The following is a 24,916-nucleotide window of genomic DNA, read 5'->3' as shown; positions in this document are numbered from 1 at the left end:
ATAATGAGTTCGCTGCCCACACTGCGGTATCTAGGCATGTTAGCGCTGGTCACGGGCGTGATCGCCGGATGCACCACTGAGACGCCCAAGGCGCCGACCGCTCCAGTGATCGTTCAACCGGGATCTCCAGGCGCACCCGGACAGACGCTCCCCGCTAGCTCGGCGTCAGCGGTCGCTAACGCTCCGTTCACCGCCGCGGACGTGCTCTTCATGCAGGGGATGATCCCGCACCACGCCCAGGCGCTGCGAATGACCGACCTCGTCCCCTCCCGCAGCACGAACCGGGACATCACTTTGATCGCCAAGCGGATCCAGGCCTCCCAGGAGGACGAGATCGCGCTGATGCGACGCTGGCTCCGGGACCGCGGCCAGACAGTACCGGGCGCGGACCACGATCACTCCGGCGCGGGCGGGGAGCTCATGCCCGGAATGCTGACTGAGGAGCAGTTCGCCGAACTGAAGAAGGCCACCGGCACAGACTTCGACCGGGCCTTCGTGCAGTACATGATCGCCCATCACATGGGCGCGCTCCAGATGGTCGAGAAACTGTTCAACAGCGACGGCGGCGAGGAAACGGAGATCTTCACCTACGCGTCCCATGTCGACGGCGACCAGCGCATCGAGATCGACCGCATGCAGAAACTCCTGGCCCAACTGGGCGGCCCCACTCCGAACTGACCCGCCGCTCCCTCTCCCGGTCGGGACACGTTAAAGGGCCTGGTCAGGGGTGTTGCCTCAGGTGGGGGAGTAGGGCGGGTGGGACTTGAACCCACGACCGACGGATTATGAGTCCGCTGCTCTGACCGGCTGAGCTACCGCCCCGCAAGCCTGGAGTCTCTCATAAGTTGGCGTCCATGTGAGCCTGGGGAGTTGTTCACTTTAGCTCGTCCCTGCACAAGTTTAGGGGAGCCTGTCATGGACGGGGGGTGGATCGGGTCCAGGGTGGGCGGCTGACGCCCTGGAATGAGCCGCCCACCCTGGACCCGATCGGGTCGGGATGTGCTGTGCGGAACGGGACAAAGGGGTCGAACGGAGCGGACCGAAGGGCCGTCAGGAGCGGGACCAAGGCCCGCGCGGGCAGCGGGGTCAGGGGGCTGTACAGGTGGGGGTGGGGGCGGTGTTGGTGCCGGTCCAGCTGCCGTTGAAGCCGAAGGTGGTGGAGGCGCCGGCTCCCAGGCTGCCGTTGTAGCTGAGGTTCTTGACCGTCACGGCGCTGCCGCTCTGGGTCAGGGCCCCGTTCCAGAGCTGGGTGACCGTCTGGCCGTTGGCGAAGGTCCACTTGACCGTCCAGCCGGTGATCCCCGCCGTGCCGGTGTTCTTGACGGTCACCTCGGCGCCGAACCCGCCCTGCCAGGAGTTGGTGACCTTGTACGTGGCCGAGCATCCGGTGCCCGCCGGTGGCGGCGTGGGAGTGGGAGTCGGGGTCGGGGTCACGGTGGGCGTCGGGGTCGGGGTGGTGGGCGGCGGGGTCGTGCCGAGCAGGCGGGTCAGGGCCGGGTACCACTTGTCGGCCATCTTCTGGTCGCCCGTGCTGTTCGGGTGCACCCCGTCGTAGGTGTCGCTCGCGGTGCTGAACCCGGTCCACTGGTCCACGACCACGATCGGTGACTGCGCGGTGGTCTTGGACGAGGCCCAGCCGGGGATCGCGGCGTTGAGCGCGACGGCCCGCTGGCCGCATTCGGCGCAGGTGCTGGGGTTCATCGGGATGATCTGGGCGACCACGATCTTCATGTTGGGGTTGCTCGCCCGCATCTGGTCGACCAGCTTGCCGTACGCCGCGAGGATCGTGTCCGTCGGGCGGTTGCTCCACACGTCGTTGGTCCCGAAGTGCATCAGCACGACGTCGGGCTTGGTGGCGGAGAGCCAGCCGGGAAGCTGGTTCTGGTCGGCCACGTTGGTGACGAGCGCGCCGCCGTGTCCCTCGTTGTCGCCGTCGTAGGACACCGAGCACCCCTGGGGCGGCAGGGTGCCGACGAAGTCGAGGCCGGTGTAGCCGCCCTGGGCCAGCTTGTTCCACAGCAGGGCCCGCCAGCAGCCGGGGGAGCCGGTGATCGAGTCGCCCAGCGGCATGATCTTCACGGTCGCGGCCCGGGCGGGCAGGACGGGCGTGATGACCAGGTACGCCAGGACTCCGATCAGGGCCGTCACCATCGCCAGGAGCGTACGCCTCGTGGTCGCCATCCTTCACCTCCGGTAGTCCGCCTCGCGATCGTAAGGACGCGGGCCCTCTCCGAGAAGGAAGCCGCCTGCCGGAGCCGTGCTGACCTGGGCCTCAGCCTCGATTGACGCTGAAAGTTACATTTCGGGCACGGGTCATGCGGGCCCGTGCTCCGTGTCCTCCTCCTCCGAGTGGGACGCGTCGGGGGCGTCGAGGGGGCGCAGCCGCTCCCACAGCAGGAAGACGGCACCGACGACGATCATGGCGATGCACGCTGTGGACCTTGGACCGGTAGTAGAACGGCATCATCACGATGCCGAGGAAGACCATCGCGGGGACGGCCCCGATCCAGTAGTAGTGCACGGCGGCGCCCCGGTCAGCGGCGAGAAAGTTTAATCCCCAAACTATTGACGCGCCGGGCCCGACTGTGTGAACCTGCGGCCGAGGCTGTCAGGAGCCTCATGGGAACCATGCACGCTGGAGGCCGACGGTCAGGGTCCCACCTGATCGTGCATGGCGGTTGTCCGTATTTCGAAGGGATTCGAAGGGAACCGTTCATGCGCAAGAAGCTCCTCAGCATGCTCGCGATGGCGCTGGCCGCGTCCTTCCTCGCGGGCGTGAAGGCGCCGCCGGTGGCGGCCGCCGCGTCGGACCCGTACACCTACAAGAACGTTCAGATCGCCGGCGGCGGGTTCGTGCCGGGGATCATCTTCAACCAGACCCAGAAGGACCTCATCTACGCCCGCACCGACATCGGCGGCGCCTACCGGTGGAACCAGGCCACCCAGACCTGGACCCCGATGCTCGACTGGGTGGGGTACGACAACTGGGGCCTCAACGGTGTGGTGAGCCTCGCCACCGACTCCGTGGACCCGAACAAGGTCTACGTGGCGGCCGGGATGTACACCAACTCCTGGGACCCGAACAACGGGGCGATCCTGCGCTCCGGCGACAAGGGGGCCACCTGGCAGACCTCGCCCCTGCCGTTCAAGCTCGGCGGCAACATGCCGGGCCGGGGCATGGGCGAGCGGCTGGCGATCGACCCCAACAAGAACAGCGTCCTGTACTTCGGGGCGCCCAGCGGGAACGGCCTCTGGCGCAGCACCGACTCCGGCGTCACCTGGGCGAAGGTCACGAACTTCCCCAACGCCGGCAACTACGTGGCCACCCCGGGCGACGCCTACAACGGCGACAACCAGGGCGTCGTGTGGGTGACGTTCGACAAGCGCACCGGCACCGCCGGTAACGCGACGCAGACCGTCTACGTCGGGGTGGCGGACAAGGCCAACACGGTCTACCGCACCACCAACGGCGGCACCACCTGGGAGCGGGTCGCCGGGCAGCCGACGGGGTACATCGCGCACAAGGGCGTACTCGACACCACCAACGGCTATCTCTACATCGCCACCAGCGACACCGGCGGCCCGTACGACGGTGGCAAGGGCGACGTGTGGCGGTACGCCACCGCGACCGGCGCCTGGACCCAGATCAGCCCGATCCCCTCCAGCAGCGCGGACGACTACTTCGGCTACAGCGGCCTGACCGTCGACCGCCAGCACCCGGGCACGCTCATGGTCGCGACGCAGATGTCGTGGTGGCCGGACGTCATCTTCTTCCGCAGCACCGACTCGGGAGCCACCTGGACCCGGGTGTGGGACTTCACCAGCTACCCCAACCGCTCGTTCCGCTACAAGATGGACATCACGGCGTCCCCCTGGCTGACCTTCGGGGCCAACCCCTCGCCGCCCGAGGTCACTCCCAAGCTGGGCTGGATGACCGAGTCGATGGAGATCGACCCGTTCAACTCCGACCGCATGATGTACGGCACCGGCGCCACGCTCTACGGCACCACCGACCTCACCAAGTGGGACACCGCGGGCGCGCAGTTCACCATCAAGCCCATGGTCGCCGGTCTTGAGGAGACCGCCGTCCTCGACCTGATCAGCCCGCCGACCGGCGCGCCGCTGGTCAGCGGGCTCGGTGACATCGGCGGGTTCCGGCACAACGACCTGACGAAGGTCCCGGCCATGATGTTCACCCAGCCGGTGTTCACCAGCACCACCAGCCTCGACTACGCCGAGGCCAACCCGAGCGTGATGGTCAGGGCGGGCAACTTCACCGACTCCGACCGGCCCAATGACAGCCACGTGGCGTTCTCCACCGACGGCGGCGCGAACTGGTTCCAGGGCACCGAGCCCGGCGGCGTCAACAGCGGCGGGACGGTCGCCGCGAACGCCGACGGCAGCAGGTTCGTCTGGGCGCCGGGCGACTCCGGCCTCCAGGTCGTCTACTCGGTCGGGTACGGCAACAGCTGGTCCCAGTCGTCCGGCGTGCCGGCGAACTCCGTGATCGAGTCCGACCGGGTCAACAAGAACAAGTTCTACGCGTTCTCGGCCGGCAACTTCTACGTCAGCACCGACGGCGGCGCGACCTTCGCCAAGACCGCCGCCACCGGGCTCCCGACGACCGGGAACGTGCACTTCAAGGCCCTGCCGGGCACCGAGGGCGACATCTGGCTGGCGGGGGGCGTCTCCACCGGCACCTACGGCCTGTGGCACTCCACCAACTCCGGCGCCTCCTTCACCAAGCTGGCCAACGTCGCCCAGGCCGACAACATCGGCTTCGGCAAGGCCGCGCCGGGCAAGACGTACCAGGCGCTCTACACGGTCGCCAAGATCGACGGGGTGCGCGGGGTGTTCCGCTCCGACGACGCCGGGGCCACCTGGGTCCGGATCAACGACGACCAGCACCAGTACGGCAACTTCGGCGAGGCGCTGACCGGCGACCCGCGGATCTACGGCCGGGTCTACATCGGCACCAATGGCCGGGGCATCATCTATGGCGACCGCAACGGCGGTGGCGGCACGCCCGACACCACGGCGCCGTCCAAGCCGGGCACGCCTACGGCGGGGTCGATCACCTCGTCGGGCGCGTCGCTGTCGTGGACGGCCTCAACGGACAACGTCGGGGTGACCGGGTACGACGTGTACCGGAAGGCGGGTGCCACCGATGTGCTGGTGGGCACGGCGGCCTCCACGTCGTTCGCGCTGACCGGGTTGTCGGCGAGTACGTCGTACACGTTCTATGTGGTGGCGCGGGACGCGGCGGGCAACAGCTCCGCGGCCTCCAACCCCGTCACGTTCACCACCAGCAGCGGCGGCGGCACGGACACCACGGCGCCGTCGAAGCCGGGCACGCCGGTGGCGGGGTCGATCACGTCGTCGGGGGCGTCGCTGTCGTGGACGGCTTCGACGGACAACGTCGGGGTGACCGGGTACGACGTGTACCGGGTGGCGGGTGCCACCGACGTCAAGGTGGGCACGGCGACCTCGACCTCGTTCGCGCTGACCGGCCTGTCGGCGAGTACGTCGTACACGTTCTATGTGGTGGCGCGGGACGCGGCGGGCAACAGCTCCGCGGCCTCCAACCCCGTCACGTTCACCACCACCAGCGGCGGCGGGACCGGCGGCGGCTGCACGGCCACCTACAGCATCACCAACTCCTGGCAGGGCGGCTTCCAGGGCGACGTCGCGGTCAAGAACGCCGGCACCTCGGCGATCACCGGCTGGACGGTGAAGTGGACCTTCGCCAACGGTCAGACCATCACCCAGATCTGGAACGGCACGCTGACCCAGACCGGGGCGGACGTCACGGTGAAGAACGTGAGCTACAACGGGGCCCTCGCGGCCGGCGCCTCGACGTCGTTCGGCTTCAGCGGCACCTGGACCACCGCCAACACCGTCCCCGCGACGGTCACCTGCACGGCGAGCTAGCCGAGGCGGTTTCCCGCGATCCGGCAGACGGGCCCGGTGCCATCCAGGCACCGGGCCCGTCACCTGCCCGCCGGGACGGGCGGAGGGACGCGGGTCAGAACGCGGAGACGTAGGTGGACATCGACGGGTGGTTCACCGGGGTGACGGCGTTGTAGCAGACGATGTCGCGCACGAACGCCTCGCTGCCCGAGGTGTTCCACAGGGTGAGCAGGTTGCAGTACTCCGGCCCGGGCCCGAAGGCCGTGACCTGCACGTCGTCCTGGAGCACGCCGACCTTGTGGAAGGTCACGAGGCGGAAGCCGACTCCGGCGGTCTGGATGTCGTTGAAGGAACCCTGCGAGTTGTAGTTGATCGCCGCCGGCACCGGCACGTACGGCCCGGGGTTGGCGGGGACGTTGTCGTAGGTGTAGGCGAAGTTCTTCGGCGGGATCGCCGCCCCGGTGATCGCCCGCTCGCGGTGGTAGGTGAGGTTCCACCCGGTGTTGAGCGGGACGTTCGTCGCGTTGTGGCACCGCACCTGGATCTTCTGCCCGCCCGTGTACGGCGACCAGGCGCCGATCTTGCAGCGGGCCGGCACGCTCGCGTCGACGGCCGTGACCTGGATGTTGCCCGTCTGTCCCGTGGAGCCGATGCCCTGCAGGTCGACGGTCCACACGCCGACGCCGGTCGGCGTGACGAGGTTCGGGGCGAGGGCCGAGTTGAACGACGAGGCGATGGCGGCGCCGTTCCAGTTCACGTAGGCGAACGCCTGGGGAAGCGGTACGGGCCCGGTGCTCTCGGAGAAGACGATGGTGTACGGCGTGAAGACCGCGCCTCCGCCGTACTTGTAGCACTGCACCGCCACGATCTCGTCGGGCCCGGACTGGAACCACTTCTGGACCTGGCACCACGTGGCGGTCTGGGACACTGCCGTGACGTGCACGATGCCGCCGCTCGGGATGCCGATCGACGGGAACCTCACGAACGTCTGGCCGGCGCCGCCGGGGGTGACCGTGACGGTGGGCCCCGGCGGCCAGCTTCCCGCCTGGTGGTTCGGGTCCGGGACACCTGAGGTGGTGTTGACGTACGCGAATCCCCAGCGATTGGGCACGGCCGCCTGCGCGCTGGTGCTCACCGAGGTGAGCCCGCCTGCGAGCACGGCCGTGATGCAGAGCATCCGTAGGATCACTCTTCGTAACCGACTCATGTCGTCCTCCATCCGTTCGGGGCTTGGACTGGCACACGTGACCGCGACGCCGGTGTCCCGGCGAGAGTGGTTGAGGATGGAGTGTCTGGAATCACACGACCTCTACGGCTTTTGATAACCCGCCATATGACCGTTGAGAAGACCCAACCTTTCCCGCCGTGCCGACTCATCCGAACTGCGCGAGTCATCGGCCAGGACCGGCGCGGGCGGATGACCGTCCGAAAACCCGCAGGTGGGAGCCGTCGACACGCCGGACGGCCTCCGCCTGGAGGCGTACGGCGAGTTCTGCCCCCGGTAGGAGGTGAGCATGGACGGGCCCACCTATTGTGGACAAGGACATGGGGGTCCGACCGGGGGGTGCACTAGTGGCCGTGACCGACGACAGGCGCGGCGGCGCCTCCGAGGGCTCGAACGCCGAAGGTTTCAAGGGCTGGCTCGAAGGGGTGCGCGCGACGCGCACGGGCCGCCTGACGCTGAAGGTCGTCATCGGCGTGGTGGGGGCCGCGCTGGTGATCGGCGGCCTGATCCTGGTGCCGCTGCCCGGCCCCGGGTGGCTGATCGTGTTCGCCGGCCTCGCCGTGCTCGCGACCGAGTTCGTGTGGGCCCACCGGCTGCTGGAGTTCGGCAAGAGGACCCTGTCGAGCTGGACCGAGTGGCTCAAACGCCAGGGGTGGCCCGTGCGCATCCTGGTGGGGGCCGTGACGCTGGCCGCCGCCGCCGTGATCGTGTGGTTCATGATCAGGGTCAGCCTCGGCATCGACCTCATCGAAGAGGCCCGCCAGTTCGTGACGTGACCGAACGGCGGTTCCGGCCCGGTGTGAGCCGCGATTCCCTTGGTGAGCCGGGTGACGCTTTGTCACCTGAGTGCGCGTCAACTGTCCGAGAAATGTGAGGGAAAGCATAAATAACCTCGCGTCTTCGGAGTAACGTCCGGCATCAGAGATCCTCACCGGACAAGAGGTGCATCAGGTGAGCGCCATCCAGGGACGCGTGTGAGCGCCGTCGCGGCACCCGCGCCGTCCTCTGTGCCCCGCGAGTTCGCGGACGTCATCCGGGCCCACCTCGCCGATCTCACCGAGGAGATGATCGGCGACATCCAGGCGAGCGTGCCCGAGTACTCAAGGCCGGGCGACGAGAAGTACGTCAGGGCCGTGCGGCGGGCGGTGGAGGAGGCGCTCAAGCAATTCCTCGACCGGGCGGCCGAGAACGGCGCCGGCAGGGGCAGGCTGCTGGAGGTCTACCGCGCGATCGGCAAGGGCGAGGCCAACGAGGGCCGCCCGCTCGACTCGCTCCAGGCGGCGCTGCGCATCTGCGCCCGGGTGGCCTGGCGGCGGCTCGCCCTGGAGTCCGAGAGGCTGAACCTCTCACGGCAGCGTCTGTGCGAGGTGGGCGAGGTGATCCTCGTGTACCTGGACGAGATCGCCGCCGCCGCGGCCGAGGGGTACGCCGAGGCGCAGGTCAAGGTTGCGGGTGAGCTGGAGCTGCGCCGCCGTCGCCTGCTCGACCTGCTGGTGTCCGACCCGCCCGCCGACCCCCGGGCCGTGGAGGACCTGGCCAGGGCGGTGCGGTGGGCGGTGCCGAGGACCGCCGCGGGGGTCGCGATGGCCGCCCGGTCGCCGGGCGCCGGCGCCAGGCCCGCCCTCCCGCCGGACGTCCTGTCCGATCTCGACCGGTCCGACCCTTGCCTCGTCGTGCCCGACCCCGAGGGCCCCGGCCGCACGAGGATCCTCGACGTCGCGCTGAGGGACTGGTACGTCGTCCTCGGCCCGCCGGTGCCGGTGAACGAGGCGGCGCACTCGCTGCGCCTGGCGCGCGAGGCGCTCGCGCTGGCCCGCCGGGGGGTGCTGGCGTGTGACCAGGTCGTCCGCTGCGCCGACCACCTGTCCACACTCATCATCTTCAGGGATGAGGCGCTGATCAGGGTGATGAGGCGCGTGAGGCTGGCGCCGCTGCGCGAGCTGCGCCCCGCACAGCGCGACCGCATCGCCGAGACGCTGCTGGCGTGGCTGCAGAGCGGCTACAACGCCAACGAGGTGGCGTCACGGCTGCACATCCATCCGCAGACGGTGCGTTACCGGCTCCGGCAGGCGACGGAACTGTTCAGCGACCAGCTCAAGGCGCCGAACGACCGTTTCGAGCTGGAAATAGCACTCCGCGCCAGGGCTCTGGCCGCGCGGTCCGTACAGCGCTGAAAGGGCTGCACGGATATGTAGGTGAGTTCTCTTCGGCATGCCTGACATGCTGTTTTGTCATTCACGTGATACGGCGCCGGGTACCTTTCATTGCCCGGGACAATGTTATTCACTCGCGACTCGCTTAACTTTTCTGGCATTCAGCCGAAACAGGCTGTTAATGGCTGGAAGGCAGGAAAGTCATGCGTTTGCGAGTCGTCGTCTCGGCATTGGTCGGGGCAGTGCTGCTCTCCTCGGCGTTCACCGGCACCGCGCACGCGGAGACCTCCCCGGCGGGGGCGAACGACTGGACGTGCAGGCCCTCGGCAGCCCATCCGCGTCCGGTGGTGCTCGTCCACGGGACCTTCGAGAACATGGCCCTGAACTGGCTGAAGATCGCGCCCGTGCTCAAGAGGAACGGCTACTGCGTCTTCGCGCTCAACTACGGAGGCACGCAGGACGCCCTCATCCAGGGCACCGGGGACATCGCCCGCTCGGCCGACCAGCTCTCGGCCTTCGTCGACCGGGTGCTCGCGGCGACCCAGACGCCCGAGGTGGACATCGTCGGCCACTCCCAGGGCGGCATGATGCCGCGTTTCTACCTGAAGTTCCTCGGCGGCGCTGCCAAGGTGCGCAGGCTGGTCGGCATCGTGCCCTCCAACCACGGCACCGGTCTCAGCGGCCTGGTCGCGCTCGGCAACCTGCTCGGTCTCACCGGCCCCGTCACCGACGCCTGCCCCGCCTGCGGCCAGCAGATCGCCGGCTCGGCCTTCCTGGCGAACCTCAACTCCGGCGGCGACACGGTGCCGGGCGTGGACTACTCGGTGATCACCACCAGGTACGACGAGGTGGTCACCCCGTACACCTCGGCGTACCTCCGCGGAGCGGGGGTGCGGAACCTGCTGCTCCAGGACGCGTGCCCGTTCGACCTCAGCGCCCACGTGGGCGTGATCGTCGACCCCGTGGTCCAGAAGATGGTGCTCAACGAGCTGGACCCCTCGTCCGCACACGGGCGGATCAACTGCCTCAACCCGCTGGGCTGAATAGAAACGGGCGGGACTCCCGGGGCCGAGGTCCTAGGAGTCCCGCTTCAGCTTGGCGTACATGGTGAAGTACACCTCGCGGCTCGCTTCGTTCTCCCCGTGGCCCGAGTACGCGAACTCCAGCCTGCCGTCCGCGCCGAGGGTGAGGGTGATCGTGCCGTTGCGCACGCAGTTGCCGCGCATGCTCACCCGCTTGAGCGTCGCGGTGTCCCCGTTGACCCGCACGAGCTTCGAGGTGCCCGTGCAGCGGTATTCGAGGAACGCCTCGGTGACCGTCGTGGCGCCGTCCCTGACCGTCAGGACGAGGGAGTCGGTGGCTCCGGGGTCGTACTTCACCCGGCCGCGCCACACTCCCGCGAACCCCGCGGGGAAGGCGGCGGCCCCGCTCGAAGCCCGGGGAGTGGCGCCCGGCTCAGTGGGAGCAGGCGACGTCGTGGCCGACCCGGTGGGCCCGGGCGGCGTCGCGGTCGATCCGTCGGGAGTCGCGGCGGCGGGCGTCGCGGTGGGGGAGGGGACCGGGGGCGGCGTGCCGGACGGCGCCGAGGGGCCGGTGGTCGTGACGGTGACGCCCCTGGCGTTCCCGCCGACGGCAGGTACGAGCACCGCCGCCGTGACCCCGGCCGCCAGCACCGCAAGGCTCACGCCGAGCAGCACCCCTCGCCGGCGCGGGCGAGGCGCCACGGGTGCCGTCGCCGCGGGTGCCGGTGTCAGGGGAGCGAGGGCCGGGGGCGGTCCGGCGACGGGGACGACCCGGCCGAGCAGGCGGAGGTGGATGTCGATCATCGTGGGCCGGGCGGCAGGGTCCTTGGCGAGCGCGTCGGCCACGATCGACCGCAGAGGCTCGGTGAGCGGCCCGAGGTCGGGCGGCGCGGTGAGGATGCGGTTCATCACCGCGGGCAGGGCGTCCTCCCCGAACGGCGGGCGCCCGACCGCCGCGTACACGATCACGCCGCCCCAGGCGAACACGTCGGCGGCCGGGCCGATCGCCGCCCCCGCGAGCTGCTCGGGCGCCATGTACGCGGGGGTGCCGACGATGCGGCTGCTGAGCGTCGCCGAGCCCTCAAGCGCCCGCGCGATGCCGAAGTCGATCACCCGGGGACCGTCCGGGCCGAGCAGGACGTTCGCCGGCTTGAAGTCGCGGTGGACGATGCCGGCCTCGTGCACCGCGGCGAGCGCCGTGGCGGTCGCGACCGCCAGGCGATGCAGGTCGGGGCCGGAGCGGACCCCGGCCCGTTCCAGCGAGGGCCCCGGGACGTACTCGGTGACGATGTAGGGCTGGGCGGCGTCCGGGTCGGCGTCGAGCACCTGGGCCACGCAGAACGGCGCGACCCGGCGCGCGGCGGCGATCTCGCGGGCGAAGCGGTGGCGGGTCTCGTCGTCGGCCGTCAGACCGGCGCGGAGCAGCTTGACCGCGACCGGCTCGCCCCCGGCCTTGCGCCCGAGGTACACGACACCCTGCCCGCCCGCGCCGAGGCGTCCCTCCAGCCGGTATCCGCCGGCCTCGTGCGGGTCTCCATGGAGCAACGGCGTGATGTCCGGCATCGGCCCCTCCGGTCCTTCCCCTCGGCAACGGCCACGCTACCCGGCGATCACGGCGCGGGCGGAGGGGCGGCGCGGAAGCCGTCAGAGGTACAGGCCGGTGCCCTGCTCGGACTGCGGGGTGGCCAGGGCGTGCAGGTCGCGCTCGCGCATGACGAGGTAGACCTGGCCGTGGACCTCGACCTCGTATTGGTCCTCGGAGTTGAACAGCACCTTGTCGCCCACCTTGACCAGCCGGGCGTTGGCGCCGACGCCGCACACCTCGCCCCACACCAGCCGGTTCGCCAGGGTGACGGTGGCCGGGATGACGATGCCCGCCGAGCTGCGGCGCTCCTCGGACTCCGGCTCGACCTTGACCATGACGCGATCATGGAGCATCTGGATCTCGAATTTCGGGTCAGCCACCTTCGCAGCTTATTCGGCCGCGGGGTGCGCGGTGACGCGCCTTCGTCCGGTCCCGTGAGCTGGGAGCGCTCCCATTGACATGATCTGTAGGGTGGCCGCGAGGAGGCATGATGACCGAGGACTTCAGCGAATGGCAGTGGGTCAACGAGCCCGCGAAGTGGTCGGCGGGTGATGATCTCCGGGTCACCGCCGACGCGCGCACCGACGCCTGGCGGGTCACCCATTACGGGTACACCTACGACACCGCCCACATGTTCGGCAAGGTCGTGCCCGGCGACGTGCGCGTGACCACGACCTTCCGGGCGTCCTACGCCGAGCAGTACGACCAGGCGGGCGCCATGCTCCGCGTGGACGAGAAGAACTGGATCAAGGCGGGCGTCGAGTACGTCGACGGGAAGATCAACATCAGCGCGGTGGTGACCAGGGACTTCTCCGACTGGTCCATCCTGCCGGTCTCCGGCCCGGTCGAGTCGGTGAGCCTGGAGCTGGCGCGCGAGGGCGACACCGTGATCGTGAAGTACGGGCTCGACGGCGCGGAGCCCCTCACCATGCTGCGCCTCGCCTACTTCCCGCCGTCGGTCCCGGCCCTGGCGGGCATCATGTGCGCGGCTCCCATGGGCGAGGGCTTCGAGACCCGGTTCACCTCTTTGAAGCTCTCCTGACGGCCCGAATGCGACCCGATTTATGGGTTTTGTCCGCTATGCCCCGATTTTCGGTAAGAAAGTTATCTATCATCCGGAGAGTTGCCGGGTCGTAAGACCGTAATATGGATATGTTGGTTGCCTGCGATGGATTCGGGTGTTTGTGGTGGTCTTGATGGTTTATCGCCATACCTCGGCCGTTACATCGCCCGTGATCCCGCGCGCGGCTGAGGGGTTGAAGCGTGACTGACGAGACCAGGCGGGCACCGGCGGGTCTGGACACCAGCGCCCCGAACTACGCCCGCATCGCCAATTACTTCCTCGACGGCAAGGACAACTTCGCCGCCGACCGCGAGGCGGCCGAGCAGATCCTGGCCGTGGCCCCCGAGATCCGCACCATGGCGAGGGAGAGCCAGGCCTTCCAAGGCCGGGTGATCCACTATCTCGTGGAGCAGGGCGTCACGCAGTTCGTCAACGTCGGAGCCGGGATCCCCGGCCAGCAGAACACCCACCAGGTCGCCCAGTCGCTGACGCCCGACGCGCGGGTGGTGTACGTGTCCACCGATCCGGTCGTGCTCTCGCACTCGCGGGCGCTGCTCGCCACCGACGAGCGCACCGGTGTCGTCGAGGGCGACATCCTCCACCCCGCCGAGCTGCTCGCGGACCCCGGCCTGCGGCGGGTGATCGACGTCGATCGGCCCTTCGCCGTCGTGGTCATCAGCGCGCTGCAGTTCATCCCCGACGTGGACGACCCCTTCAAGCGCGTGGCGGAGCTGCGCGACCTGATGCCGGTCGGCAGCCACCTGGTCGTCATTCACGCGGTCTTCGACTCCCGCCCCGAGGCGGCGGGGCCGATCGTGGACGTCTACCATCGGGTGCTCGGCCGCACGGAGGGCGCCGGCCGCACGCGCGCCCAGGTCGCGGGCTTCTTCGAAGGCATGGAGCTGGTCGATCCCGGGCTGGTCTACATACGGCAGTGGCGCCCGGACAACCCCCTGAACGTCCACCGTCCGGAGAAGGCCTGGCTGGTCGGCGGAGTCGCCCGCAAGGCCGCCCCCTGACCACCTCAGGCCGCCCCCTGACCACCTCAGCCGCCCCCTGCCGCCCGAGGCCGCTCTCTGACCACCCCAGGTCGCCCTCTGGCCACCTGAGGCCGACCGCCGGCCGTCGGCGAGGCCGGTCTCCCACCGCCGCGACGGTGCGCGTCTATTTCCTTGTGGCTATATGCCATGGGAGTTATCATCGTTCCATGGCTACCGCCTTCACCGTGCTGGCCGAACCCCACCGCCGCCGCATCCTCGACCTGCTGCTCGAGCGGCCGAGGGCCGTGGGCGAGCTGGTCGAGGAGCTCGGGCTGACCCAGCCCGGCACCTCCAAGCATCTCAAGGTGCTCCGCGAGGCGGGTCTCGTCCGGATGCGCCCTGACGCCCAGCGGCGCGTCTACGAGCTCCGCCCCGAGCCGCTCGCCGAGGTGCACGAGTGGCTGGAGCCGTACCGCCGCATGTGGGCGAGCCGCCTCGACGCCCTGGAGCGCCACCTGGACTCCATGCCAGGCCTGGACGACTGACCAGAGCGCTCAGCCCCGGGGAAGCACCAGTCGCGCGAAGATCGTGCGGTGGTCGGTCAGCGGCACCAGGTGGGTGCTGTACGCGCGGACCCCGACGCGCGGGTCGGCGAGCACGTGGTCCAGCGTCACCCCCGGGATCGGCTTCCATCCCTTCGCGGGCCAGGTCGGCGACAGGCCCTGGCCGGTGACGTCGGCGGCGTCGCGATAGCCCGTCCCGAGTAGCCGCCTCAGCACCCCGTGGTCGAGCGTGGCGTTGAAGTCGCCGGCCAGCACGCGTACGACCCCGCGCGGCTCGGCGGCGGGGAGCGCCTGGATGCCCTTGGCCCAGCACCACACCTTGTAGTCGAAGCGCGGCGCGCACGGATGCACCGACGCCACGTACACCTCCGGACCCCCGGGCACTCGAACCACGGCCTCGGCCTGCCGGAAGTTCCCGTAGGCGATGACGGACGGCGCGCGGAGCGGGAACCGCGCGTAGATACCGGACCCCCAGGGTCCACCGGCCGGGGAGCCCGACCGGTTCGGCAGCAGCTTCTCCAGCCCCGCTTTCTTCAGGACCTCAACGGCGGCGGGTGTGAGCTCCTGGACCATCAGCACGTCCGGATTCAGCCGCCGCGCCAGGCCGACGATCTCCCCGGCGGACGCCGCGCCGACCGCCATGTTGGTGGACATGACCCGCAGCTCGCGGCCGCCGTCTGGAGGGTTGGCCTCCGGGAGCGCCCTCGGCAGCACGCACGCCGCGAGCACCGCCGTCACGAGCGCGCCCGCCACCGCCGCCGGCCACCGGCGCAGGAGCAGGGCGGCCAGGGGCGCGACGGGCGAGGCGGCGGCGACCAGCGGGGTGAAGGCGATGAGCTGGATCCAGTACAGGCCGACGTCCCATCCGGCGAGACGCAGCACCGTCCACACGGCGAACGGGGCGACCAGTAGCCACACCAGGGCGGTCACCCACCACCACCGCCGTCTGGGGGTGGATTCGTGGATCATGCCGTGATTGTCGCAGCGGCGGGGCCTTGGACGGTTGTCAAACAGCGGCCACTCGGTAATCAATCGCACATAGCGCAGGGTCGATACTGTGATGCGCACATGTCGTGAAAGGTCCGTGAATCTTGAGGATTGCTCCCTTTGCTCGGTTCTCCCGTCCGCTTCGATGGGGGGCACGCATCCTCACCGCCGTCCTGGTGCTGGCGCTCGTCCTCGCCGGGGTGGGCGTCTGGACGGTACGAAGGTCCTTCCCGCAGCTCGACGGCGAGCTCCGGCTCCCCGGCCTGAGCGCGAAGGTGACCGTCCTGCGTGACCGCCACGGCATCCCGCAGATCTACGCGGACGACCCGAAGGACCTGTTCAGGGCACAGGGCTACGTCCACGCCCAGGACCGGTTCTGGGAGATGGACTTCCGCCGCAAGACCACCGCGGGCCGCCTGTCGGAGCTGTTCGGCACGTCCACGCTCGACGTGGACAAGGTGGTGCGCACGCTCGGCTGGCGGCGGACGGCGGAGAAGGAGGTCGGCCTGCTCGGCCCCGGCACGCGCGAGGCCCTGGACGAGTACGCGGCGGGCGTCAACGCCTGGATGGGGCAGCACCAGGGTTTCGCCGACCGGAGCCTCGAATACGCCGTGCTCAAGCTGACCAACGGCTCCTACACACCGGAGCCGTGGACCCCCGCCGACTCGCTGGCATGGCTCAAGGCGATGGCCTGGGACCTGCGCTCCAACATGGACGACGAGCTGGAGCGCGCCATCGACGCCTCCGCGGTGCCCGTGGACCGGGTCAAGGAGCTGTTCCCGGCCTACCCGTTCGACAGGCACCAGCCGATCGTCACGGCGGGAGCCGTACGGGACGGCGGGTTCGATCCCAAGGCCGCGGCGAAGGCCTCCGAGGGGGAGACGCGGGCCACGGTGTCGTCGCGGGCCCTCGCGGAGGTGTCGCGGACGCTGCGGGCCGTGCCCTCCCTGCTCGGCACGGCCGGGGCGGACCACGCGGGGATCGGCTCGAACTCCTGGGTCGTGGGCGGCGCGCACACCGACACGGGCAAGCCCCTGCTGGCCAACGACCCGCATCTCGGGCCGCGCATTCCGTCCATCTGGTACCAGGCCGGGCTGCACTGCCGGGTGAAGTCCGCCGCGTGCCCCTACGACGTCGTCGGCTACACCTTCTCCGGTCTCCCCGGCGTCGTGATCGGGCACAACGACCGGGTCGCCTGGGGCTTCACCAACCTCGGCCCCGACGTCACCGACCTCTACCTTGAGCGCACCAAGGGGGAGACCTACGAGGCCAAGGGCGAGTGGCTGCCCATGGAGACCCGCACCGAGGAGATCAAGGTCGCCGGACGGCCGTCCGAGAAGCTGACCGTGCGGTCGACCCGGCACGGGCCGATCATCTCCGGCGTGCTCGCCAGTGCCGGGGACGCGCTGCCCGGCGCGGCCGGAAACGCCGGGGAGCCGGGTGCGGGGAAGCAGGCGGGGGAGACCGGCAGGCTCGCGGCCGGCGGGCACGACGTGGAGGTCGCCCTCCGCTGGACCGCGCTCGACCCGGGCCGTACGGCCGACGCCCTGCTCCTGCTGGACACGGCCTCGAACTTCGACCAGTTCAGGAAGGCGGCGTCGTACTTCGAGGCCCCCGCCCAGAACATGATTTATGCGGATGTAGACGGCAACATCGGCTACCAGGCTCCCGGCCGGATCCCCGTCAGGTCCAAGGGCGACGGCCAGTGGCCGGCGAAGGGATGGACCGGCGACGAGGAGTGGACCGGGTTCATCCCCTTCGAAGAGCTGCCCATGGCGTACAACCCGCCGGAGGGGTTCATCGCCACCGCCAACAACGCGGCCATCGGCCCGTCCTACAGACGGTTCCTGACCTCCGACTGGTCCTACGGCTACCGCTCCCAGCGCATCGTGGACCGGATCAAGGAGGCGACGGCCAAGGGCAAGGTCTCGGCCGACACGATGCGGGACATCCAGATGGACTCGTCCAACACGCTGGCGCCCGTGCTCGTGCCGTACCTGCTGCGGGCGGGCATCCCCCTCGACGGCGGCGGCGAGATCAAGGACCTGCTCTCGGCATGGGACTTCACCCAGAGCCGTGACTCCTCCGGGGCCGCCTACTTCAACGCCGTCTGGAGCCACCTGCTCGAACGCGCCTTCGACGACGAGCTGCCGGAAGGCGGCCGCGCGGGCGGCGGCGACCGCTGGTACGAGGTGGTGCGCTCGCTCCTCGACAAGCCCACCGACCCGTGGTGGGACGACGTCAGCACCAAGGACAGGGTGGAGAACCGCGACGACGTGCTCCGCGCGGCGATGACCGACGCCACCAAGGAGCTCAGGGCCGCGCTGGGGGATCTGCCCGCGGACTGGCACTGGGGCGACCTGCACACCCTGGAACTGACCAACGAGACCTTCGGGACCTCCGGCATCGGCCCGATCGAGTGGCTGTTCAACCGGGGCCCGCTGAAGCTGGCCGGGGGCAAGGACGCGGTCGACGCCACCGGCTGGGACGCCACCGAGGGCTACGAGGTCAACTGGGTGCCGTCGATGCGGATGGTCGTGGACCTCGCCGACCTCGACCGCTCACGCTGGGCCAACCTGACCGGCGCCTCCGGGCACGCCTTCCACGCGAACTACGACGACCAGGCGCCCATCTGGGCGGACGGGGCTTCGACCCCGATGCGCCAGACCGAGGCGGCCGTACGGAAGGACGCGGTGAACACGCTCACGCTCATCCCCTAGAGACGGGCGAGCGGTCCGGGGCCCTTCACCCGGACGCGGGTCCTGTCGTGGTGACCGTCGGCGCCATCGGCTTGGGCGGTGACGCTAGCCGCTCGTCACCGAGGAGATCTCTGCCAGGGGGAACTCCAGGTAGTCGCCCGCCTCCTCGCACCAGGCGTCGAGCACGCCGCGCCGCAGCTCGCCGTGGCTGATCGTCGCGGTGAGCCCGTCGGACAGCGTGATCAGCGCGCGCACCCCCCGGTCGACGACGAACCCCAGCAGGGACTGCTGCGCCGTGGGCAGGCGGGTCGCCATGCGCCCGATCACCGCCCAGGTCTGCCCGGTGTGGCGCTCCTGCTCACGGGTCTCCATCAGGCGCCTGGCGTGCTCGCGGGGGTCGGGAGGCGGCTCGGCGACGGGGGCCTGCGGCTCCTCCAGCTCGGCCACCCGGCCGCCGGGCAGCAGGATCAGCCGCCCGCCCTGCGGCTCGCGCCTGATCGTGATCTCCCCGGTGTCGTCCACGGGCACCGGGGCGTACCCGGCGTCGCGCAGCGCGGCGAGCGTGCGGTCGGCCGGAGCGGAGCCGGCGAGCACGGTGGGCGCGAGCAGCCGCAGCCCGAGCTTGGCCAGGCGGCGGTGCGCGGCGATCTCGGCCAGCAGCCCGGGGTCGGAGCCCTGGATGATGCAGCCGACCGTGGTGACCGTGACCTCGCCGTACCGCCGCGCCACGTCCTTGACGAGGTACGTCAGCGGTTGCGGGAGGGTGCCCGCCGTACGGAGCTCCTCCAGCAGCGAGTCGGCGGAGTAGCCCGCGTCCAGGGCCCGGCGCACGCTGGCGGCGGTGAACCGCCACACCGACGCGGCGCCCTGCGACTCGCGCTCGGCCGCGCGGTCGAGCAGGCCCGACAGCTCGGCGGCGGGAGGCCCGGTCACGACGGCCGTCAGGTCGGCCCCGAACAGCGCGGTGCGCTGCGCGCCCGCGAGCGCGTGCACCGAGGACTCCACCAGGCCGGGATCGCGCTCGATCTCGGGCACCGTCTCGTCCTGCTCGTCACCGGCCACGGCCGAGCCGAGGGCCGCCAGCGCCCGCCCGAGAGCGGTCAGCGTGTCGGAGGTGACGAGGCCGAGCAGGCGAGCCTCCGCGAGGATGGCGGGGCAGCACTCCGCCAGGAGCTCCCCGTCGAGCAGCGGTGCCCGCCAGTGCACGGCCTGCACGAGCTCGGGCAGGCTCGCGAACGCCGTGTCCGGGGGCAGGGCGGCCAGCGTGGCGAGCACGGCCCAGCGGATGCGCGCCACGGTCTCCCCGGCCGGGTCGTCGCTGAGCACCGTCGGATACCTGCCGGCGGTGCGGCGCAGCGACGAGCGCTCCATGCGCCACCACGCGGCGAGCAGCACCCGCAGCCGCGCGGGGGCGTCCTCCAGCCGCCAGGCGTCGAACCGCTTGGTCGGGATCAGGCCGCCCGCCGTCTCGTCCCAGGCGAGCAGCCGCGCCACGGCGCAGACCTCCAGCAGCAGCCGGGTCTCCTCCTCGGTGCAGCCGGTCTCCTTGATGACCCGGCGCACCTCGCGGACCCCGACGCCGCCACCCTTGAGCAGGGGGAGCGGGACCTTGTCGGTGTTCTCCAGCAGGGCGGCCGCCCGGTCGACGGCGTGCGGCGCGGCCAGGCACAGCGCGTGGTCGACGGCCTCGGGGTCGGCGGGCACCGTGCCGAGCTGGGGCGGCTCGGGGGTGAAGGGAGGATGGTAGTCGGGGCCGCGCAGCGCGAGCGCGACCTCGCGGGGCATCTCGGCGATGTCCCACTGGGTGCGGTAGAGCAGCCCGCGGTCCGCCGCCCACTTCTCGGGGGAGCCGGGGGAGACGAAGCGGTTGCCGTCGACCCCGCGCACCGGCCCGTCCCACGCGAACTCGTCGAGCAGGCTCACCGTGCCGTCGGGCGCGCCTGCCAGCACGGCGGCCAGCCGGTCGGCGTCGCCGAGCACCGCCGTGACGCGGGTCATGAGCTGGCGCCTGCCGCCCTGGGCGGGCAGCCCGAGGGCGCGGCTCATGCGGCGCAGGCCCTCGGCGTTCAGGGTCCAGGAGTCGAGGTAGGTGACGAGGGGGTCGCCGAGCCCGCACGGGGCGGTCCACCAGCGGGCGACGGCCTCGGCCAGGTGGAGGCGGCCGTCCGGCCCCGGCCAGGCGAGGGCGTGGTCGAACAGGCCGTCCAGCCAGGGCATGACCTCGGCCCTGGTCACCCCGAGGAAGCGCGCGAGCTCGTCACCGGTGGCGCGCTCGCCGATGACCAGGGACGCCTGCAGGATCTCCAGCGGGGGCAGGGGCAGCCCGCGCATGACCTCCATGACGGCGAAGTTGTCGCTCAGGCGCCGTGCGAGCGTGTCGAGGCGGCGCGGCCAGGGTGCGGCGATCGCGTCCGGGCGGTTGGCCAGGACGCGGGAGAGCCGCTCTTCATCAAGGGTCGTCAACCAGTCGAGCAGGTGATCATCCATCACAGTCTCTCGAAGGTCTCGCGGGAGTCACCAAGAAGCCACCGTAATGCAGAGCACCCGCCCGGCGGGATCGACGTAGCAGAATAGAACCGGAATCAATGAGTCCCGAGATCAACATCTTCTCCGCGGATCTGTACGAGCAGGGCGCGCTCTGGGGGCCAGTCAGCTGCGAGTTGACCCCGCAGGAGGTCGGGAGGCCGGAGGGCACGTCAGGGGATCCGTGACGAGCTCGTCGGGCAGGCCGGGGAGGGCCGCCTGCCGCGTCACGGGCGTCGCGGCGCCGTTGCCGCTGTAGGTGAGTCGGCTTGTCATGTGTATGTGTTCCGCGAACCGCCCGGCGCGCCCGCCGAGGATCCTTCGACGGCGCGGCCGAGCTGTTCGATTTGTTTGAGTATGGCATCCAACGCGGAAAAGCTTGGCGACTTCGGTGATGTGACGGCATCCTCACCAGGTGGTCACTCTCCGGGGTCTCCCTCGCCGGAGAGGTCAGCTCTTTAGCACGGCCCAGACGACCTTGCCGCACGGGAGCAGGGGGTTCCAGCCCCATCGCACGCTCATCGACTCCACGATGTGCAGCCCCATGCCGCCGGGCTCCAGCGGCGAGGGGTGGCGCAGCACGGGCGCCGCCGAGCCGGGGTCGGCGAAGACGCAGGTCACGAGGGAGTCCCTGCGGATCATCGACATGCGGATGGGCTCGCGGCCGCTTCGCCGGAGGTTCCGGGAGTCGAGCACCAGGCCGTGGCGGAGCGCGTTGGTGGCGAGCTCGGACACGATCAGCTCCATGTCCTCCACGATGTCGCCCATGCTCCAGCCGAGGAGGCATCCGGCGGCGAAGCTGCGGGCCGAATGTACGGATTCGGCCCGTGGGGGAAGCACGAAGGTGGCACTGGACGTGCCGGCTCCAGGGGGCGTGAGGTCGCGCGCTGGGTTGGGCCACCAGCCGGCGGGAGGCCACCAATCGTTGGCCGACCACTGGGTTTGCCCACGTGTCAGGTCCGTGGAGTGCACGAGATCATCTTGGTGCAAACTCCTGTGCAGGTGCAAGAGCGAATGCACGTGCAGAAGACCCGTGCAACCGCTACGGTTGGCCAAGGGAGTAAGACCGAAGGGGGCCCTCACGCGCGATCTTTGACAGACTGTGAACCAGTCCACAACCGGAGGAAAGCACGTGTCCATCGACCCGCCTGGTTCCGGCTCAACGGTTCGGCGCATCATGTTGGGCGCCAGCCTACGCAGGCTGCGTGAGGAACGCGGGCTAACCCGTGAGGTCGCGGGATTCCACATCCGCGCCTCGGAGTCCAAGATCAGCCGGATGGAGCTCGGACGGGTCGGGTTCAAGACACGTGATGTCGAGGACCTGCTCACGCTCTACGGCGTCAACGACGACGCCGACCGCCGTGGGCTGCTCGAGATGGTCCGTGAGGCCAATACTCCCGGATGGTGGCACAAATACAGCGACCTGCTTCCCACATGGTTCTCGACGTACGTCGGGCTGGAAGAGGCGGCCTCGGTGATCCGCACCTACGAGGTGCAGTTCGTACCAGGTCTCCTGCAGACCGCCGCGTACGCCCGGACGGTAATCAGGCTCGGGTACCCGGACGTCGCGGACGAGGAGATCGAGCGTCGTGTGCATCTGCGCATGCAGCGGCAGGAACGTCTCACCCGTGAGGACGGACCGAAACTCTGGGCTGTCATCGACGAGGCCGCGCTGAGGCGGCCCATCGGCGGCAAGGAGATCATGTATGAGCAGCTGCAGCACCTGATGGCGGTCGCGAGCCTGCCGACCATCACATTGCAGGTGATGCCGTTCCAGTTCGGCATGCATGCGGCCGAGGGTGGAGCGTTCACCATCCTGCGTTTTCCAGAGTCCGACCTGTCGGACGTGGTCTACGTCGAGCAGCTGTGGGGTGCCCTGTACCTGGACAAACGTGAGGACATCGATCCGTACCTCACCGCCATGGAACAGCTGTGCATCGAGAGCACAACTCCCGGGGGCACTGCCGAGATACTCGGCGACATACTTAGAGAGACCTAGATGAACCAGCCGTATAACGGAATGCCGGCCACGAGCCTAACCGGCGTCGCGTGGCGAAAGAGTGTTCACAGCAACTCGCAGGGTAACTGCGTCGAGCTTGCCAAACTCCCCGACGGGGGCGTCGCCGTCCGGAACTCGCGCTTCCCGGACGGTCCAGCCCTCATCTACACCCGAGACGAGATCCGGGCGCTCGTGCTCGGCGTCAAGGACGGCGAGTTCGACAATCTGGTCGCGTAACATCCTGTTCACATATCGCGAGTCCGGTTAACCGGAGAGCGCTGATCGCGTAACCGGGGTCGTTCATCGATCCGGCAGACTTGGTCCGTCCACTTCCTGAGATTCTCGTGGGGGCCGTGATGCTGGACCAGATGACTCTCTATCCCGTAGCCGACGACGTGCTGTTCGCACCAGGGGGCCGCGTCGTGATCCGTACGTACGGCGTCGCGTCCGCGGCCTCCACCGAGGAGGACGGCGCCCGTCCCGTGTCCTACCGCACATGGGTGACGGGAGTCAGGGACCAGCCGAGATACTGGCGCTGGGGTCACTTCGAGGACGCCCGCCGGGGTCACCACAGGGTCCTCGAATGGCTGACCGGCCGAGGCCCCCAGCCTCAGGCCGTCGCCGGCTGACCGGTCTCCGGCGGCCGCGGCCCGGCCGGCCTGGCGAGACCGGTCCGGCGGCAGGTCTGCTCTTCCGGTTCCTCCGTTGATCGTCCTGTGCGTTCACGGCTTCTTGTACGGCTGCCGCGCCGAGGCTAGTCTTCGACCAAGCGTTAGCTTGGTTAGGGGAGGTCTCGATGCGCCGTGGGATCTATCTGATCGAAGAGGTCGACTTCCGGCCGATGAACTCACGCAAGCCGCTTGAGTACCTCACCTGGCTGACCAGGTACAAGAAGGAGGACGAGCGGCTCGACCGCCCCGAGCTGACCAAGGGCCTGTCCATCCGTTCGCGGGAGATCGACCTCGTCGGGGCCTTCTACGCGGTGGGCATCACCGGACACCAACAGTTCAAGGCCGTCACGCTGTGGGACTGTCACGGCGGCTGGGACGGCGGCTGGCGCCAGATGATGAACATCTACGACGGCGTCGACGACAGGCTTTTCCTGTCCGACATCGACGACCTGCGGTTCTCGGCCTTCTCACGCCCCCTCGGCGCCGCCGGCGGCAGCCCCGCCGTCGCGGACCTGCTCGCCGAGGGGTACGCGGCGCCGTTCTACCTGTTCGAGAGCGCCCAGGTGCGGCCGGGAGCGGCCCTCGACTACCTCGCCGCAGTGAAGGACGAGCGGGCCCCCGTCCTCGCCGACCACGGCCACCGGCTCGTCGGCCTGTACGAGGTGCTGTTCTGCGACACCGAGGTCGTCACGATCTGGGGCATGTCCCTGGACGACCACCTGGCCACCCAGCGGGCCAGGGACGCCGCGCTCGGCCTGGACGACGAGGTGGCGGCCGACGGGCGGCTGCTCGACTGGCGGAAGCGGGCGCGGGAGTTCCTGGACGGACCCTGGCGTGAGACGCTGCTCGCGCCCTTCCCCGGCTCCCGCCTCGCCCCCTGAAGCCGCCCGGGGCGGCGGTTCTCCATCCTTGGGGCTTCGGTCCGCCGCCCTAGATGGGCGGCTCGGAGACGGGCGCGTTCCAGCGCGCGACGGCGTGCTCCTCATGCTCGAAGCCCAGTACGGAGATGGTGCCGGTGTCGAGCTTGAAGCAGCGGCCGTCCTGCGGGGGCAGGCCGAGCCAGCGGGCGGTGAGGACGCGCAGGAAGTGCCCGTGCGAGACCAGCACGACGGTGCCCTCGGCCCGCAGAACCCGGGCGATCACCTTGTCGGCGCGCTCGGCGACCTGCTCGATGGTCTCGCCCGGATGCTCGGCGTCGCCGGGGATCACGCCGTCGCGCCACAGGTACCAGCCGGGACGCCGCTTCCTGATGTCGGGCGTGGTGATGCCCTCGTAACCTCCGTAGTCCCACTCCCAGAGGTTCGCGTCGAGCTCGTACTCGGTTATCCCGGCGAGCTCCGCCGTACTCCGGGCCCGGAGCGCGGGGCTGACGAGGACGAGCGAGAAGCTCTTGTCCTTCAGCGCGGGCGCGAGCGCGCGGGCCTGCTCCTCACCCTTGGGCGTGAGCGGGAGATCGGTGCGCCCGGTGTGCCGGCCGTCGCGGCTCCACTCGGTCTCTCCGTGGCGCAGAAGAATGAGCTCGTCCATATCGCACAA

The 24,916-nt window shown here is 69.9% G+C and carries 21 protein-coding genes and 1 tRNA gene; 13 read left to right on the top strand and 9 right to left on the bottom strand.

Annotated elements, in window-relative coordinates; genetic code table 11:
• Positions 1 to 3: 3 nt before the first annotated feature.
• Positions 4 to 678, top strand: coding sequence for a DUF305 domain-containing protein (locus tag ACOZ38_RS32600; protein WP_424534901.1), 675 nt, complete (start codon positions 4 to 6; stop codon positions 676 to 678).
• Positions 679 to 748: 70 nt separating this feature from the next.
• Here the strand turns inward: ACOZ38_RS32600 and ACOZ38_RS32595 are convergent.
• Positions 749 to 822 (bottom strand) — tRNA-Ile (locus ACOZ38_RS32595).
• A gap of 264 nt (positions 823 to 1,086) precedes the next feature.
• Entirely contained in the window at positions 1,087 to 2,181 is a 1,095-nt protein-coding gene (locus ACOZ38_RS32590) for a cellulose binding domain-containing protein (RefSeq protein ID WP_424534900.1), read from the bottom strand.
• A 534-nt stretch (positions 2,182 to 2,715) separates the two neighbouring features.
• Here ACOZ38_RS32590 and ACOZ38_RS32585 point away from each other — a divergent pair.
• Positions 2,716 to 5,931: a cellulose binding domain-containing protein gene (locus ACOZ38_RS32585; RefSeq protein WP_424534899.1), complete on the top strand. Its 3,216-nt coding sequence runs from the start codon at positions 2,716 to 2,718 to the stop codon at positions 5,929 to 5,931.
• Between the two features lie 94 nt (positions 5,932 to 6,025).
• On the opposite strand, the gene ACOZ38_RS32580 is transcribed toward ACOZ38_RS32585, so the two are convergent.
• Positions 6,026 to 7,087, bottom strand: coding sequence for a hypothetical protein (locus ACOZ38_RS32580; protein WP_424534898.1), 1,062 nt, complete (start codon positions 7,085 to 7,087; stop codon positions 6,026 to 6,028).
• Between the two features lie 401 nt (positions 7,088 to 7,488).
• On the opposite strand from ACOZ38_RS32580, the gene ACOZ38_RS32575 reads away from it, so the two are divergent.
• From ACOZ38_RS32575 to ACOZ38_RS32565, 3 genes are all read left to right on the top strand, one after another.
• Positions 7,489 to 7,911, top strand: a complete 423-nt coding sequence (locus ACOZ38_RS32575; protein WP_424534897.1) for a TIGR02611 family protein — start codon at positions 7,489 to 7,491, stop codon at positions 7,909 to 7,911.
• A 198-nt stretch (positions 7,912 to 8,109) separates the two neighbouring features.
• Positions 8,110 to 9,309 carry a PucR family transcriptional regulator gene (locus tag ACOZ38_RS32570; protein ID WP_424534896.1) on the top strand — a complete coding sequence of 400 codons (1,200 nt, stop codon included), beginning with the start codon at positions 8,110 to 8,112 and terminating at the stop codon, positions 9,307 to 9,309.
• Between the two features lie 182 nt (positions 9,310 to 9,491).
• Entirely contained in the window at positions 9,492 to 10,331 is an 840-nt protein-coding gene (locus tag ACOZ38_RS32565) for an esterase/lipase family protein (protein WP_424534895.1), read from the top strand.
• Positions 10,332 to 10,364: 33 nt separating this feature from the next.
• Here the strand turns inward: ACOZ38_RS32565 and ACOZ38_RS32560 are convergent, their stop codons facing one another.
• Positions 10,365 to 11,873 (bottom strand): protein kinase domain-containing protein, encoded by a 1,509-nt coding sequence (locus ACOZ38_RS32560; protein WP_424534894.1) that lies wholly within the window; start codon positions 11,871 to 11,873, stop codon positions 10,365 to 10,367.
• Between the two features lie 81 nt (positions 11,874 to 11,954).
• Positions 11,955 to 12,275, bottom strand: coding sequence for a GroES family chaperonin (locus ACOZ38_RS32555; RefSeq protein ID WP_424534893.1), 321 nt, complete (start codon positions 12,273 to 12,275; stop codon positions 11,955 to 11,957).
• Positions 12,276 to 12,382: 107 nt separating this feature from the next.
• Here ACOZ38_RS32555 and ACOZ38_RS32550 point away from each other — a divergent pair, with 107 nt between their 5' ends.
• From ACOZ38_RS32550 to ACOZ38_RS32540, 3 genes are all read left to right on the top strand, one after another.
• Positions 12,383 to 12,937, top strand: coding sequence for a DUF1349 domain-containing protein (locus ACOZ38_RS32550; RefSeq protein ID WP_424534892.1), 555 nt, complete (start codon positions 12,383 to 12,385; stop codon positions 12,935 to 12,937).
• Between the two features lie 221 nt (positions 12,938 to 13,158).
• A complete protein-coding gene (locus ACOZ38_RS32545; RefSeq protein WP_405139498.1) occupies positions 13,159 to 13,977 on the top strand; it encodes an SAM-dependent methyltransferase in 819 nt (272 codons plus the stop codon).
• 188 nt (positions 13,978 to 14,165) lie between these two features.
• Positions 14,166 to 14,483 carry an ArsR/SmtB family transcription factor gene (locus tag ACOZ38_RS32540; protein WP_424534891.1) on the top strand — a complete coding sequence of 106 codons (318 nt, stop codon included), beginning with the start codon at positions 14,166 to 14,168 and terminating at the stop codon, positions 14,481 to 14,483.
• A gap of 9 nt (positions 14,484 to 14,492) precedes the next feature.
• On the opposite strand, the gene ACOZ38_RS32535 is transcribed toward ACOZ38_RS32540, so the two are convergent.
• Positions 14,493 to 15,470: an endonuclease/exonuclease/phosphatase family protein gene (locus ACOZ38_RS32535; RefSeq protein ID WP_424534890.1), complete on the bottom strand. Its 978-nt coding sequence runs from the start codon at positions 15,468 to 15,470 to the stop codon at positions 14,493 to 14,495.
• A 194-nt stretch (positions 15,471 to 15,664) separates the two neighbouring features.
• Between ACOZ38_RS32535 and ACOZ38_RS32530 the strand changes: the two genes are divergently transcribed.
• Positions 15,665 to 18,208: a penicillin acylase family protein gene (locus ACOZ38_RS32530; protein WP_424534889.1), complete on the top strand. Its 2,544-nt coding sequence runs from the start codon at positions 15,665 to 15,667 to the stop codon at positions 18,206 to 18,208.
• An 84-nt stretch (positions 18,209 to 18,292) separates the two neighbouring features.
• On the opposite strand, the gene ACOZ38_RS32525 is transcribed toward ACOZ38_RS32530, so the two are convergent.
• Positions 18,293 to 20,674 (bottom strand): helicase-associated domain-containing protein, encoded by a 2,382-nt coding sequence (locus ACOZ38_RS32525; RefSeq protein ID WP_424534888.1) that lies wholly within the window; start codon positions 20,672 to 20,674, stop codon positions 18,293 to 18,295.
• A gap of 486 nt (positions 20,675 to 21,160) precedes the next feature.
• Positions 21,161 to 21,550, bottom strand: a complete 390-nt coding sequence (locus tag ACOZ38_RS32520) for an ATP-binding protein (protein WP_424534887.1) — start codon at positions 21,548 to 21,550, stop codon at positions 21,161 to 21,163.
• A 337-nt stretch (positions 21,551 to 21,887) separates the two neighbouring features.
• Here ACOZ38_RS32520 and ACOZ38_RS32515 point away from each other — a divergent pair, with 337 nt between their 5' ends.
• The 4 genes from ACOZ38_RS32515 to ACOZ38_RS32500 all read left to right on the top strand — a co-directional run bounded on the left by ACOZ38_RS32515 (position 21,888) and on the right by ACOZ38_RS32500 (position 24,261).
• Entirely contained in the window at positions 21,888 to 22,709 is an 822-nt protein-coding gene (locus ACOZ38_RS32515; protein ID WP_424537126.1) for a helix-turn-helix domain-containing protein, read from the top strand.
• Positions 22,710 to 22,946: a DUF397 domain-containing protein gene (locus tag ACOZ38_RS32510; RefSeq protein WP_114033524.1), complete on the top strand. Its 237-nt coding sequence runs from the start codon at positions 22,710 to 22,712 to the stop codon at positions 22,944 to 22,946.
• 131 nt (positions 22,947 to 23,077) lie between these two features.
• Positions 23,078 to 23,338: a hypothetical protein gene (locus ACOZ38_RS32505; protein ID WP_405139476.1), complete on the top strand. Its 261-nt coding sequence runs from the start codon at positions 23,078 to 23,080 to the stop codon at positions 23,336 to 23,338.
• Between the two features lie 167 nt (positions 23,339 to 23,505).
• A complete protein-coding gene (locus ACOZ38_RS32500) occupies positions 23,506 to 24,261 on the top strand; it encodes a hypothetical protein (protein WP_424534886.1) in 756 nt (251 codons plus the stop codon).
• Between the two features lie 49 nt (positions 24,262 to 24,310).
• On the opposite strand, the gene ACOZ38_RS32495 is transcribed toward ACOZ38_RS32500, so the two are convergent.
• On the bottom strand, positions 24,311 to 24,907 hold the full coding sequence (locus ACOZ38_RS32495) for a histidine phosphatase family protein (RefSeq protein ID WP_424534885.1): 597 nt from the start codon (positions 24,905 to 24,907) through the stop codon (positions 24,311 to 24,313).
• Between the last annotated feature and the right edge of the window lie 9 nt (positions 24,908 to 24,916).

The organism is Sphaerisporangium viridialbum (assembly GCF_049674955.1).
In the GTDB taxonomy this organism is placed as follows: domain Bacteria; phylum Actinomycetota; class Actinomycetes; order Streptosporangiales; family Streptosporangiaceae; genus Sphaerisporangium; species Sphaerisporangium viridialbum.
Note: the sequence above shows the minus strand (reverse complement) of the source record. Positions and strands in the feature narration are given on the sequence as shown.